The following is a 13609-nucleotide window of genomic DNA, read 5'->3' as shown; positions in this document are numbered from 1 at the left end:
AAGGGAATAAGTATAGGGAGATAAACGATGCAAAATAAAGCCCCCAATTTACTGATGCTCATAATGAGATTGACCATCTTGTTAACCCTTTCCGTGATTGTACTCGGTGCTTACACTCGTTTGTCGGATGCCGGCCTTGGCTGCCCTGATTGGCCAGGATGTTATGGAAAGATCACGGTACCTTCTGACGCGTTAGCAGTGAATGAAGCGAATCGACAATTCCCAGAGCGAGCTCTCGAAGCCGATAAAGCTTGGATAGAGATGATACATCGCTACTTTGCCGGCTCGTTAGGTATGCTTATTTTCGTGGTCGTTGCTTGGTGTATCAAAAAGAACATCACATCGATGGGACTGCCATTACTCATCTCTGCAACCGTGATCTTTCAGGCTCTACTTGGCATGTGGACGGTCACCCTCAAGCTAATGCCTGTCGTGGTGATGGCGCATTTAATGGGGGGCTTTACACTGTTGTCCCTTCTTTGCTTACTCTATTGCCGCCTATCAAATATTCAAAGCCGTTTTGGTGAGCCTGTTTATTCGTCAAAACTTAAAGTGTGGGCGTTGTTTGGAGCCGTCGTGGTTATCGGCCAGATCTTATTAGGTGGCTGGACTTCATCCAACTATGCTGCTCTTGTGTGTACCCAATTACCGATTTGTGAAGGGAACTGGACGAATTATCTCGATTTCAAACGCGCTTTCGACTTTGCTCAAAGTGGGTATGACAACTACGAGTTTGGTGTGCTGGAATACCCCGCGAGGTTAACCATACATGTGATGCATCGTTTTGGCGCTATTGTTGCCAGCGTAACGGTGTTGATGGTTGTTTATCAACTTTGGAAGCTAGATAGAGCGCCTCATAAAAAATTGAGCGCAATGATCGCGACGGTGCTGTTTATTCAAGTCAGTTTAGGAATAAGTAATGTCGTGTTTCAGTTACCGATATTCATTGCTGTTTTACACAATCTAATGGCCGCCATGTTGCTCGTGAGTTTGGTTGTAGCGAATGTTGTGGTGTGGCAACACAAGCCGAGTGAATACTTGGTGAAGAGTAAGGTATGACAAGGAGGTAATCATGGTCAGTCGAACGTCGACACAACATAGCGTGGTGGCCCAAACTGCGGCTTCAAAACATGAGTTGGTCTCGAAAAATAAAGCAACTTGGCGGGTTTACTTAACCCTGACCAAGCCCAAAGTGGTGGCCCTGATGTTGCTAACAGCATTAGTGGGTATGTGTTTGGCTGTGCCGAGCGGATTGCCCTTACAACAAACCGTGTTTGGAATGATTGGGATAGGGATGATGGCGGGATCGGCCGCTGCATTTAACCACTTGATCGACAAAAAGATCGACGGCCAGATGACTCGAACAAGCCGACGCCCCTTGCCCTCAGGAGAGTTGAATAGTGTGCGTGTATTCGGCTTTGCTGCGGTGATCGGGTTACTTGGATTCGCCACGCTGGTGGTATGGGTCAATCAACTCACTGCTTGGCTAACCTTTGCCAGCTTATTAGGTTATGCGGTGATTTATACCCTGTACTTGAAGCGAGCGACGCCACAAAACATCGTGATAGCAGGGATAGCTGGCGCAATGCCCCCATTATTGGGCTGGACGGCGGTGACCAACGAACTGCATTCCAACGCATGGTTGTTGGTGATGATCATTTTTATTTGGACACCGCCGCACTTCTGGGCGCTGGCAATTCATCGTCGTGACGAGTATGCCAAGGTAAATATCCCGATGCTGCCGGTGACTCACGGAATCGAATATACCAAGACCTCTATTTTGCTCTATACCTTGTTGCTTAGTATTGTATGCGTATTGCCTGTGTTGGTTGGCATGAGCAGTTGGATATACTTGAGTGCTTCTTTATTGCTTAACGGTGGATTTGTTTACCACGCTTGGGTACTTAAATATCGTGATGAACCGCATTGGGCGATGAAGACCTTTAAGTTTTCGATTTATCATCTCATGATCTTGTTTGTCGCTCTGTTGGCGGATCATTACTTGCTTTGACGCTTATCGTCGGATGCGTCTTGTTCTGTCTATCGATGGATCGCATATCACAACCAAACCTTTGTTTTCCACTAACCTTGCCCTGACATGCCATGTATCAAACGGTAGATAATTGATTGATACAAATTATACAAAGGATCCGATATGGAGTTCTCAGAACAAGACAGAGAAGCGTTGTTTCAAACGTGGATGTCACATAAATCGCGTATGCGAATTACGCAGATGGAATTTTCCAAGAAGTTAGGCATGAGTCAGCTTGATTTCTCAAAAGTGCTAAGAGGACAGGCACCATTAACCATGTCTTTTGTTAGTCACTTTTGTCGTTTGCTGCATTTAGATCCTAAAACTGTGTTCCCTTCTCTAACAGAAAACAGCGAATCTGGCCCTAAGGTGGTGTATTTGAAAAGTGTCATGAGTGTGGATGGTGACATTCAAAATGCTTATATCGAAGGCAATCAAGTTATTGTCGAATATGCTCATACCGTTCAGCCTCACTCATTGTGAAAGCTCGTCTTAATTCCCCTTTTTCTACAACTTATTTACTCACAGCGGCGCAAGCTCAGTGGGAGTATAAGCGAACAAAACTGAGAGAGTGAAAGTGAGAAATTGAGAGTGCGTTGGGGCGGGGATAGAGAGTGACTGGCGCACCGCCCAAAAGGTTAACCACTATTGGCTTTCATATTTAAATGATATGCTACCCAACACCAATGATGCATAGAAAGAACCCGTCATGCTTGAAAAAGAGAACCTCATCAAACTCGCGAGAATGCAAATGCCATTTGGCAAATACACAGGTCGTGTATTGATCGACCTTCCTGAAGAATATTTGCTGTGGTTTGATAAAAAAGGTTTTCCTACTGGGGAGTTAGGGGACTTACTCAAACTGTGTTTGGCGCTAAAAATTGAAGGTCTCGATAGTGTCGTTAAACCTTTGAAACGCATGTAACCTGTCACCGAAAATTCCCATTTTTAATTGAAAGACTTATTATGAATTTTGATATAGATGCACTGAAACACCACCAATTGGTCGAAGATGGTCAACTAGAGGGCTGTTACCTTCATCAGCCCGCTCAAGGTAGTCAGCAAGGTGATAAAGCTGTGCTAGCAGAACGCCAAGCGTTGGAAAAAATGGGATATAAGGTCATACAGGTTAAAGCTAAAGGCGGGGCAACAACGTTTGCCGAGGCGATGCAACAGCTCGCGAAGAAGACGGGTCACCAGTTCAAAGAGTAAGCGAGTGTCATCTGCCACAGCCGTTAAGTTCATCCACGATACCATGTGTTTTTATTCAAAAGAGCCCGTCTCTCAGGTTGGCTCTTTTTGCCTGTTTGTTAGACAGAGCTTTACTTGTTTATAACCGTCTGTGCCGCTTTTCTGTGCCGGGTTTTATTTAGAATCTGACCTACTTTTTCTCATGTTGAATCAATGTTTTCATGGGTGTTTTATACCGCGTGTTGTCACTGAGCTATTTTATCGTGAATAGCCCCACTGACTTCCTTTGTTTATAATATTAAAAGCTTAAATAATACAACCAATTAACCATTTATTTATCATATTTTTATCGTTGATATAACAACAGATCCGGAATAGAATTGCAGCACGGTAATAAACCTACTACGCAATTTATTGATTCAAAATTATGAAGAAGCCGAACCTGACCTCAAATGATATCGCAAAACAATTGGGTGTTTCCCAATCTATGGTTTCTCGAGCCTTTAGTCCCAAAGCAAGCATCAGCGAGTCTAAGCGAGCTTATATATTAGAAGGCGCGATGAAACTTGGGTATAAGCCGAATGCTTTAGCACGCAGTTTGATTTCGAACCGCTCTGGGCTAATCGCCATAGTACTTGATAGTAGCTTAAACCCAATGTATGACTTGCAGGCGAGGATTTTAGCGTTCGAGATACAAAAGAAAGGCGGGCATGCTATCTTATGCCCGATCTCAAATGGAGACTTAGACTCAGCCATACAGCGAGCCTTTGAATATCAGGTTGATGGTGTCATTATCGCGACCAGTCGTTTGACAAGTAACGTTATTGAGCAATGTGAAAAGTATGGTGTATATTTAAATTTTATTAATAGGTACATTGAAAATTTTCGAGCCAACAGTATTGGTTTAGATAATATCGATGCAGGTAGTCAAGCGGCTGACTATTTTTTTAAAAAGGGGTGCTCAATTTTTTCATTTGTTGGTAATGAGGAAGGTTCAATGACTTGTGAAGAGCGATGGCAGAGCTTCTCTCAACGAGCAGTAGAGCTTGGTTTAGATAAGCCTATCCGAATATCAGGTTCATTTGACATGGAGTCAGGTATTTCTGCTGTGCGCGATATAATGAACAGTAAAAATAAGATTGATGCTGTTTTTTGTGCTAATGACATTATTGGAATTGGTGTGTTGGAAGGATTAAAAGCGCATAATTTGACCGACATTAAGGTAATCGGTGTCGATGATATTCCAATGTCATCTTGGCCTTCATACCAATTATCAACAATCCAACCTCCGACAGAGTTAATATGTAAATCAGCTGTCGATGATATATTTAATCGAATCAGTGGAAACACCAAAGATATAGGGAAATATATTCGATTTAAAGGGACTTTAGTAGAGCGAGCTTCGTAATCTAAAGGTTACCTCTTTCGCAAGGGAAACGAGATAACCCCGTTGTGCGATCCTCAAAGCAGCGTATGTTTGCAGCCAGTAGTACTTACTGACTTCGCCTCCCTATGCACTTTATATTATAGAAATATCTAAAATACACACATCAATAGTGGAAGTAAGCCGACATTGACGCGCTTCTTTAGCGGAAGAAAATTCATGGCATATTTCAATATTAATTGGAAAAAACCTGAACGTACTACGACGTGATCATCAACTAGAGCAACTTTAATCATTTTTATTATCCGCTTACTATATTTAAAATAACCCATGCTCTCTAGTGTCGGTAGTGAGCTTAGTTAGTGCATTGTCAATAATTGCAGATAATCGTTTTTTTGATCTTTAACAAAGATGATACAAAAAGAAAAAGCGCCACTTTATTAACTATAAAGTAAGTACTTTCCGCTAGTGTATCAAATAAAACTTGTTGAGCTAAGAAATACAACCTTAAGCAAAAGTTGAATCAAGCGGTTTAGCTTTACGCGACGAAATTTTCTTTCTTCGACAATCGCAACACAAGCCATAATCACGCAGCATATAATTGCTGCTGTATTGAGTGCGGTGAATGTAGCCACCCAACCTGTTTAACCAAAAATAGGAGTGCCATCGGTAATCATACCAAGAGCTAGTTTGGCAAAACTATTACTAATTAGATAAGCAAAGGTACCTTTAATACCGTCAGCTACAGCAATACCTTATTTTGGAACAAAGTCAACAGCTGCGACACCAATTAATAATTGTAGATCATTGCCCGATACCAATACGAACAACATATAAAAATACGTTGATTAGAGAGAGTAATCAGATCACTTTGTTAAATCGAACGTATTTCTTGAAAATATCAAGTTTAGGCATTTTCTCTTCTGCTACGGCTTTATCATCTTCTAAGATAGGCTCTTCAAAGATATCTTCAGCATTATCTAAACCATAACTTTCTGGGCTATCGTTACCCATGAAAAAGCCGATAATTGCTACAATAATCGCAATGCACACGGGGAAGATGAAGATACCAGTAACACTATCATTAAAGATATAATTAGCACCCAAGAGGACGACACCTGCAGCATCACCTACGTTATGTGAAATATTCCATAAGCCTAAGAATATGCCGCGGTTTTTCTTACCTGTACATTTGGTGATTGTTGAGTAAGAGTTAGCTCCATGGGCATGCTTGATAACGTGGCATAACCATCCGATAAGAACGCGCTGATTTAGACGGCTTACCTCATGTTTTATCTGCAGCGATAGATAAAAAACTGACTGGTCAAAAAACAGTCAGTTTAGGTTGGCTTTTTCTCTACTTGCTCGTGAGCATGAGATTATGGTTTCTTATAAGAAGAAAGAGACAATTAATGCCACGATAGCACCCGTGGTACCAATAATGGTTTCCATTACGGTCCATGTTTTTAGCGTTTGAATTTCAGACAAACCTAAGAAGCGGTTTGCAAGCCAGAAGCCGGAGTCGTTAACATGAGAAAATACGATTGAACCACCACCGATAGCAATGGTTACGGCCGCCAGTTGAGCACCATTGAGACCCAGTGGCTCAAGCATTGGTAGGATCAAACCACACGCAGTTAACATCGCAACAGTTGCAGAACCTTGGATAACACGAACTGCAGCGGCCAAAATAAAGGCTAATACAACAATCGGTAAGCCAGAGCCTGCCAGCATGTTACCTAGCGCGGCCCCCACACCTGAATCAATCAGAACTTGTTTAAATACGCCGCCAGCACCGGTTACGAGAATGATAACGCCCGCCGGTTGGATAGCTGCGGTACAAATTTCCATAACACGTTCATTTGATACGCCACGACGCACACCCAGCATGTAGAACGCTGCTAGACATGCCACTGTAATGGCTGTGAATGGGTGACCGATGAATTCTAACCAATGGTGTAGATCGCTGTTGGGTTCAACAAAGCGACCGCCAATAGTGTTTAAACCAATCATAAATAACGGTAATAAGATAAGCGCAATCGCAAGACTGAAAGTTGGCGTTGAATGACCTTCACGCTCGTTGTCGTCTAATTGTGCATGCTCAGGTAGCTCTACGTGAACGCTTTTTGCAATCAGGCTACCCCAAATTGGACCACCTAAAATCATCGCAGGAATCGACGCAAGTAGGCCAATAAAGATCATGTAACCAAAGTCAGCATGTAATTGCGATGCCACTAGAATAGGTCCTGGTGCTGGAATTAAGAATGCTTGACACGTTGCGATACCTGCTAATAGTGCGATACCAATTTTAATGACGCTACCACCCCCACGGCGAACAACGGCAAAAGCAATACCAATGAGCAGTACGACGGCAACATCAAAGAAGAGTGGTAGAGCACAAATGAAACCGGTAAACGTTAATGCCCAGTTTGCATTTTCTTTACCAAATTTATTTAGCAAGGTGTGCGCTATCTGATCAAGAGCACCCGTTTCTTCCATTACCTTACCAAACATGGCCCCAAGCGCGACCACAACAGCGACAAAACCTAATGTGCCCCCCATCCCTTTTTGAATGGTTCCTGCAATGGTTTCAGGGCTCATGCCTGAAAAAAGGCCGGCACCCATTGACACAATAATCAATGCAACAACGGCGTGTAAACGCACTTTCATCACTAAAAATAACAGCACTATGATGGAACCCACAGCGGTTAAAATGAGAGAGATATCTGACATAAGTCTTCCTTTAAGAAAAAAAATTTTCGTGTTCTACTTCACAAAATAGTTAAGTTACGGGTAACATGTTATGCGTAACATCGTAGGATATGAACAGAAAAATTGATCGCATTAACAATTATGGGATATAGGTCAAAAAATGAATCAAAATGTAACAAGTGCCGTATTTATCGTTATGGGTGTATCAAGCACAGGAAAATCAACCGTAGGTGCAGTTCTGGCGCAAAGTATTAAAGGCAAGTTTATTGACGGTGACGATCTACATCCGAAAGCGAATGTGATGAAAATGGCGTCGGGTCATGCACTGAATGACGATGATAGAGCCCCGTGGCTTGAGCGTATTCGTGACGCAGCTTTTAGTATTGAAAAGAAAAATGAAATTGGTGTGATTGTTTGCTCGGCATTAAAGCGTAAATACCGTGACCAAATTCGTGAAGGCAACCAAAACGTGGTTTTTCTGCATTTGCACAGCTCTAAAGAGATCATTGCTGAGCGTATGCTAAATCGTAAAGGGCATTTTATGCCAACGTCGTTACTGGATAACCAATTTGCAACGTTAGAAATGCCAACCGCCAATGAGCCTCAAACGTTTGAAATTGATGTGAATGCCACTTTTGATGAGGTGGTTGCCAATGCTGTCTCTGTTGCGAACGATTTTTTAGGATAAATGATGAATAAAACAATTTTAGCCGTTACTCAAGCGATTGTTGAGCGCAGCGCAGAGCGTCGTCAAGCGTACTTAGCACGTATTGAACAGCAAGCCAAGCAAGGTCCAAACCGCAGTCAACTTGCGTGTGGCAACTTAGCTCATACCGTTGCGACTTGCTCATCAGCAGAAAAAACGCGCATTCTTGATTTTACTACGGTGAATGTGGGTATCGTCACAGCCTTTAACGACATGTTAAGTGCTCACCAACCTTATGAAACCTACCCAGCTAAAATCAAACAGGTGTTAACAGCAAAAGGTCACAGCGCTCAAGTGGCAGGTGGCGTACCGGCAATGTGCGATGGGGTAACTCAAGGCCAAGATGGTATGGATATTTCATTATATTCTAGAGATCTTATTGCTCAAGCTACTGCGGTTGGCCTAAGCCATAATACCTTTGATGCCACTTTGTTATTGGGTATTTGTGACAAGATTGCCCCTGGACAGATTATGGGTGCGATGTCGTTTGGTCACTTACCAACCATGTTCATTCCATCGGGTCCAATGTCCACGGGCATCACCAATGATGAGAAAGTGAACATTCGTCAGCAATATGTAGCCGGTAACATCGATAAAGCCGCGCTACAAGAGATGGAATGTAACGCGTATCACTCTGTTGGCACCTGTACTTTCTACGGCACTGCCAATACCAACCAACTTGTCTTTGAAGCCATGGGGCTTATGCTACCGGGCTCTGCGTTTGTTGCTGTAAACTCGCCACTCCGCGAAGCGTTAACGCAACTTGGTGCTGAAACTATTGCGACTACGGCTGCGAACGGACAAGATTACCGACCAATTGCCAAAGTATTGGATGAAAAATCCATCGTGAACGGTTTGGTGGCATTGTTGGCTTCTGGAGGTAGCACAAACCATACGATCCACATGATAGCCATTGCTCGCGCAGCCGGTTTTATTATCACATGGGATGATTTTACCGAGCTTGCAAATGCAGTACCACAATTGGCTAAAATGTACCCTAATGGTCCTGCGGATATTAATGAGTTTGAACGTGCTGGTGGCGTGCCGATGCTGATGTCTCGTTTAGCTGAACGCGGTTTAATTCACATGGACGCACTGCCGGTTTACGGCACCATGCACGATTACCTAACGCGTCCAAAACTAGAAGATGGCCAGTTAGTGTTTACTCCTGTTGAAGAGTCATTAAACCCTGAGATTATTGCTGCGAAAGGCGCAGACTTTAACCCACAGGGAGGCGTAAAAGTCTTTGATGGTAATTTAGGTCGCGGCGTTATGAAAACCAGTGCGGTTGCAAAAGAAAACCAAGTTCTTTCCGCACCTGCTATCGTGTTTGAATCTCAACATGAGGTTGCCGATGCGTATCAAGCACGTCAATTAAACCAAGATTGCATTGTGGTGGTACGTCATAACGGACCTGCCGCAAACGGTATGCCTGAGCTGCATAAACTGATGCCAATTTTGGGTAATGTGATGAAAGCGGGCTACAAAACGGCTTTGGTCACCGATGGTCGTTTATCGGGCGCATCAGGTAAAGTACCTTCGGTTATTCACATGACGCCAGAAGCGCAAAAAGATGGTCCATTGGCGTATATCCAAACGGGCGATATGATTTCTATCAATGCAGAAACCGGTGAATTAAAAGCGATTGATGTTGACTTTAGTACGCGTCAACCATTCCACCCTGATCTTTCTGATATTCATATGGGCTCCGGCCGTGAGCTATTCACGATTTTCCGTAAAGTAATTTCAAGTGCTGAAACTGGCGCAACTATTTTAGATTAGGATAAAACAATGACTTGGACTATTTCTCCACAACGTGTATTTAGCGCATCGCCTGTTGTTCCTGTAATGGTAATTAACGATCTTGATGATGCGATCCCAATGGGGCAAGCGTTGTTAGATGGCGGTATCTCGGTATTTGAAGTGACTTTGCGAACGGAGTGTGCATTAGATGCGATTCGTATTCTTGCCGATACCTTTCCACAAGCGATTGTTGGTGCTGGTACGGTACTAAATACAGCGCAATACGACGCTGCAGTAACTGCCGGTGCTCAATTTATTATCTCTCCAGGATTTAGCATCACACTGCTTAAGTATGCACAGCAAAAAGAAGTGGCTTTGATCCCTGGTGTTGCCACACCATCAGAAATGATGACAGCGCTTGAGTTTGGTTATACGCACCTTAAATTCTTCCCCGCAGAAGCCAATGGAGGTGCAAAAGCGTTAGCAGCGATGTCTGCGCCATTACCACAAGTGACTATTTGCCCAACCGGTGGTATTAGTGTGCACAACCTTGAGCAATACATCAACTTACCAACAGTTGCGACGGTTGGTGGATCATGGATGTTGCCAAAATCGGCGCTTGATAATAAAGATTGGGTTGCGGTTGCACAATTATCAAAAGAAGCGTGCATTTTAGTGGCTGAGCTTAAAAAGTAATTATTGAGTTCTTCAATAGAAAAACAGAGTCATTACTCTCCAGCAAAAGAAACGGTAAACAAAAAGCGCTACAGGTTAGCGCTTTTTCTATTGGTATGAATGATGTGATTGGTTCATCTTGAAAATTCGACGCAGGAATGTCTCTATCGGGCGCTATTTAAGCAATTGGTTGTTTATCTATGTGCGCTTGATTGCAACTAATTGTACTGAATAAAGTAATCGACTACTATGCCTATAATCTCAGTGGTATAGGTCATCAGCATTGAAAAGAAAACGCGCAACACTTCAAGATATCGCAGAAAAAGTCGGCGTCACGAAAATGACAATCAGTCGTTTTTTGAGAAACCCTAATGCTGTTTCTGTCACTACTCAACAAAAAATAAAGCGTGTTATTGCTGAAACTGGCTACATTCCTAATAAAGCCCCTTCATTATTATCCAATTCAAAAAGTTATGCTATTGGTGTGCTAGTGCCTTCTTTGACCAATCAAGTGTTTGCTGAGGTCATTAATGGTATTGAAGCGATTACCGAGCCGACTGGTTATCAAATCATGATGGCGCACTATGGTTACAGTGCTGAAGTAGAAGAAAAGCATATTAAATCCTTATTATCTTATCAAATCGATGGCTTGTTGTTATCGGACTTTGAGCATACCGAGCATACGCTTAATATGATCGAGCAAGCTGGAATACCTGTGGTTGAAATGATGGACACGACGCAGCAGGGGATTCATGACGCCGTTGGGATAGATACGATTGATGCGGCAAAAATGGCAACCAATACGTTAATAAGAAAAGGTTATCGTCATCCCATTTATTTTGGTGCCCGTTTAGATACACGTACGCGTTTAAAGTTAGATGGCTTTACGCAAGCCTGCCAAGAGGCAAATTTACAAGCACTAAGTTTAATGACGGAGCAATCCTCCTCTTTTACGCTCGGTGCGGAGCTCTTCTGTCAAGCACTTAAAAAATACCCGAATATTGATGCTATTTTCTGTACCAATGATGACTTAGCGGTAGGGGTTATTTTTGAATGTCAACGTCAAGGGATTAAAATTCCAGAGCAAATGGCCATTATGGGTTTTCATGGTCATGATGTGGGGCGTTCTATTGTACCTAAGCTTGCCAGTGTGCGAACGCCTCGTGAAGAGATTGGTCGCCGCTCTGCTGATATTTTATTGAAGCGCATCATAGATGACACCATAGGGCACTCGATTGTACAATTAGACGTATCTATTGATGTGGGTGAAAGCATTTAAGCTTGCTCACGAAATACACCCCTTTTTAAGGCCATGCTCTCTAATCATATTGTTGAGAGTATTTTGCGCACCAAAAATAAGACACTACCCCGTGAACATTGAAGATGCTTGATTTTTGTATTTATGAGGATCTGATCCGCCCCATAAGTTTTGGACACTGAGTTAAGTGAGTACAATCATTCACGAGGTGAACAATGGCAACTAAGAAAACACGAATCAAACATGCTCCTGAATTTAAAGCCGAAGCGCTTAAGTTAGCAGAGAAAGCCGGTGTCACTGCTGCTGCAAGACAGCTATCGTTGTATGAATCTCAAGTTTATGTGTGGCGTAAAGCCGTCCAATATGAGCAGATCATATCGCTAATCATCCATGTTGACTGCTGGCTTACTGTTCGTATTGTTAGAAGCTAAGGAGAGGCAGCTGTTCTATAATATACGTAATCAAAAGTACTTGCTTACCGTTCAATTCGGTACTTCTGCTGTAGCGGAGACCAGATTCCGCGATCTTATTGTCATTCATAAATGTCGATAAAACTTCACCTTTTGTACCTGTAATCCTCCTACCTCTCTCCTTACTTAACATTCATTTAACGATTTAATTTTTGCGATCAATCTGTTTTATGATCTTTCAAGAGATTATTTGCTCAAAAGTTGACCTGACTTTCTTGTTTAGTCTAAAAACAATAAGATTTTCGTAAAAAACTGACATTGATCATACTAAAGGGGTATGGATTGACTCGATTTTACCTAATTCTGATTTGTGTCAATAAACTTATATTAAGCATAGTCTAAATTCCACTGCATACGTATGCAATGGATTTTGGGCGATATGACAATGTGCAAAGAACAAGTGAGAACAGAGGTGGAAGGCAATGTATTCAACATACAGTTGTTTACTATTGATGATGGCCCCGGTATTCGTACCGAACTGTTTCTTAAAGGATGTCCTTTGCGATGCGATTGGTGTGGTAATCCCGAAAGTTTTAAACACTATGTTCAGCCCGGCGTATATGAGAGTCGATGTATCACTTTGGAGAAATGCGGCGCGTGTGTGGACGTTTGCCCAAATAGTGACATGCTTATCTTCAAGGATGGAAGACTTGCTGAGATCGATAATAAAACCTGCAATAACTGCCTAGCTTGCCAGAAAGTGTGTCCCTCAGATGCTATTAAAGAATGGGGCAAGCGCATGTCTGTTGAAGAATGCATGATAGTAATTCGTAAAGACAAAGGTTTTTATGATCGTTCTGGTGGCGGTGTAACAGTTTCAGGTGGTGAACCTCTTTTACAAAGCGGTTTTGTTAGAGAGCTATTTGAACAATGTCAAAATGAGAATATTCATACTTGTCTAGAGTCTAGCTTTCATGGGAAATGGGAGAAAATTGAAGAAATTCTTCCCCATACCAATTTATTTATTTCTGATATTAAACATATGGACAGTGATATTCATAAAAAATATACAGGAGTTTATAACACTCGGATACTCGACAATTTAAAAAAACTATCTGATCTAGATAAAGATTTAATTTTGAGAATACCCGTAATTCCAAACGTCAATGATGACGAAGAAAATATTGAAGCGACGGCAGATTTTATTATCAATAAAATGAATAACAAAGTAAGAACACTTCAATTATTGAGCTTTATGCGTCTAGGTGAAGAAAAATACCGCTCACTAGGTCTAGATTACAAAATGGAGAATCTCATTTTCGATCGAGAAACTTTCCAAGAAAGAATTAAAAACATTGCTGGTTATTTCAACTCTAGAGGCATTCATTGCGTTGTCGGTACTAAAGAAGAGTAAATTAATATTCGGTTCGCAGAGAAGTTGCTTTGTCACTTCTCTGCAAGCCCAATTTATTGAGATTCAATTGGATAAACACGTGGT

General features: G+C 42.2%; 12 protein-coding genes and 2 pseudogenes. 12 read left to right on the top strand and 2 right to left on the bottom strand.

Annotated elements, in window-relative coordinates:
• The first annotated feature begins 27 nt into the window (after positions 1-27).
• The 6 genes from OCU36_RS14410 to OCU36_RS14385 all read left to right on the top strand — a co-directional run bounded on the left by OCU36_RS14410 (position 28) and on the right by OCU36_RS14385 (position 4631).
• Positions 28-1059, top strand: coding sequence for a COX15/CtaA family protein (locus OCU36_RS14410; protein ID WP_261840263.1), 1032 nt, complete (start codon positions 28-30; stop codon positions 1057-1059).
• Positions 1060-1072: 13 nt separating this feature from the next.
• Positions 1073-2011 (top strand): heme o synthase, encoded by a 939-nt coding sequence (cyoE, locus tag OCU36_RS14405; protein WP_261840262.1) that lies wholly within the window; start codon positions 1073-1075, stop codon positions 2009-2011.
• A gap of 144 nt (positions 2012-2155) precedes the next feature.
• The gene (locus tag OCU36_RS14400) at positions 2156-2515 is read left to right on the top strand and encodes a helix-turn-helix transcriptional regulator (protein WP_261840261.1); all 360 of its coding nucleotides are present in this window, start codon (positions 2156-2158) and stop codon (positions 2513-2515) included.
• Between the two features lie 226 nt (positions 2516-2741).
• Positions 2742-2957: a DUF3820 family protein gene (locus OCU36_RS14395; RefSeq protein ID WP_261840260.1), complete on the top strand. Its 216-nt coding sequence runs from the start codon at positions 2742-2744 to the stop codon at positions 2955-2957.
• Positions 2958-2998: 41 nt separating this feature from the next.
• Positions 2999-3244, top strand: coding sequence for a hypothetical protein (locus tag OCU36_RS14390; protein WP_261840259.1), 246 nt, complete (start codon positions 2999-3001; stop codon positions 3242-3244).
• Between the two features lie 406 nt (positions 3245-3650).
• On the top strand, positions 3651-4631 hold the full coding sequence (locus tag OCU36_RS14385) for a LacI family DNA-binding transcriptional regulator (protein ID WP_261840258.1): 981 nt from the start codon (positions 3651-3653) through the stop codon (positions 4629-4631).
• Between the two features lie 449 nt (positions 4632-5080).
• Here OCU36_RS14385 and OCU36_RS14375 read toward each other — a convergent pair.
• Positions 5081-5828 (bottom strand): annotated as a pseudogene (locus tag OCU36_RS14375) (hypothetical protein); the annotation flags it as partial.
• 168 nt (positions 5829-5996) lie between these two features.
• Positions 5997-7340, bottom strand: coding sequence for a gluconate transporter (gntU, locus tag OCU36_RS14370; RefSeq protein WP_261840257.1), 1344 nt, complete (start codon positions 7338-7340; stop codon positions 5997-5999).
• 139 nt (positions 7341-7479) lie between these two features.
• Between gntU and OCU36_RS14365 the strand changes: the two genes are divergently transcribed.
• From OCU36_RS14365 to hpfH, 6 genes and pseudogenes are all read left to right on the top strand, one after another.
• Positions 7480-8007: a gluconokinase gene (locus OCU36_RS14365; RefSeq protein ID WP_261840256.1), complete on the top strand. Its 528-nt coding sequence runs from the start codon at positions 7480-7482 to the stop codon at positions 8005-8007.
• Positions 8008-9807 (top strand): phosphogluconate dehydratase, encoded by a 1800-nt coding sequence (gene edd, locus OCU36_RS14360; protein WP_261840255.1) that lies wholly within the window; start codon positions 8008-8010, stop codon positions 9805-9807.
• Positions 9808-9816: 9 nt separating this feature from the next.
• Positions 9817-10464, top strand: coding sequence for a bifunctional 4-hydroxy-2-oxoglutarate aldolase/2-dehydro-3-deoxy-phosphogluconate aldolase (locus tag OCU36_RS14355; RefSeq protein WP_261840254.1), 648 nt, complete (start codon positions 9817-9819; stop codon positions 10462-10464).
• Positions 10465-10726: 262 nt separating this feature from the next.
• Entirely contained in the window at positions 10727-11722 is a 996-nt protein-coding gene (locus OCU36_RS14350) for a substrate-binding domain-containing protein (protein WP_261840253.1), read from the top strand.
• A gap of 194 nt (positions 11723-11916) precedes the next feature.
• A pseudogene (locus OCU36_RS14345) lies at positions 11917-12063 on the top strand (transposase); the annotation flags it as partial.
• Positions 12064-12556: 493 nt separating this feature from the next.
• Positions 12557-13525, top strand: coding sequence for a (2S)-3-sulfopropanediol dehydratase activating enzyme (gene hpfH / locus OCU36_RS14340; protein ID WP_261840252.1), 969 nt, complete (start codon positions 12557-12559; stop codon positions 13523-13525).
• Positions 13526-13609 lie beyond the last annotated feature (84 nt).

It is taken from the genome of Vibrio artabrorum, from assembly GCF_024347295.1.
GTDB classification, from domain to species: domain Bacteria; phylum Pseudomonadota; class Gammaproteobacteria; order Enterobacterales; family Vibrionaceae; genus Vibrio; species Vibrio artabrorum.
The sequence above is the reverse complement of the archived record's forward strand: the minus strand, read 5'-3'. Positions and strand labels throughout refer to the sequence as shown.

Excerpts from the sequence above, each read along its gene's own strand:
- OCU36_RS14410 (WP_261840263.1), top strand. The coding sequence starts at position 28 with ATGCAAAATAAAGCCCCCAATTTACTGATGCTCATAATGAGATTGACC.
- cyoE (WP_261840262.1), top strand. The coding sequence starts at position 1,073 with ATGGTCAGTCGAACGTCGACACAACATAGCGTGGTGGCCCAAACTGCG.
- OCU36_RS14400 (WP_261840261.1), top strand. The coding sequence starts at position 2,156 with ATGGAGTTCTCAGAACAAGACAGAGAAGCGTTGTTTCAAACGTGGATG.
- OCU36_RS14395 (WP_261840260.1), top strand. The coding sequence starts at position 2,742 with ATGCTTGAAAAAGAGAACCTCATCAAACTCGCGAGAATGCAAATGCCA.
- OCU36_RS14390 (WP_261840259.1), top strand. The coding sequence starts at position 2,999 with ATGAATTTTGATATAGATGCACTGAAACACCACCAATTGGTCGAAGAT.
- OCU36_RS14385 (WP_261840258.1), top strand. The coding sequence starts at position 3,651 with ATGAAGAAGCCGAACCTGACCTCAAATGATATCGCAAAACAATTGGGT.
- gntU (WP_261840257.1), bottom strand. The coding sequence starts at position 7,340 with ATGTCAGATATCTCTCTCATTTTAACCGCTGTGGGTTCCATCATAGTG.
- OCU36_RS14365 (WP_261840256.1), top strand. The coding sequence starts at position 7,480 with ATGAATCAAAATGTAACAAGTGCCGTATTTATCGTTATGGGTGTATCA.
- edd (WP_261840255.1), top strand. The coding sequence starts at position 8,008 with ATGATGAATAAAACAATTTTAGCCGTTACTCAAGCGATTGTTGAGCGC.
- OCU36_RS14355 (WP_261840254.1), top strand. The coding sequence starts at position 9,817 with ATGACTTGGACTATTTCTCCACAACGTGTATTTAGCGCATCGCCTGTT.
- hpfH (WP_261840252.1), top strand. The coding sequence starts at position 12,557 with ATGTGCAAAGAACAAGTGAGAACAGAGGTGGAAGGCAATGTATTCAAC.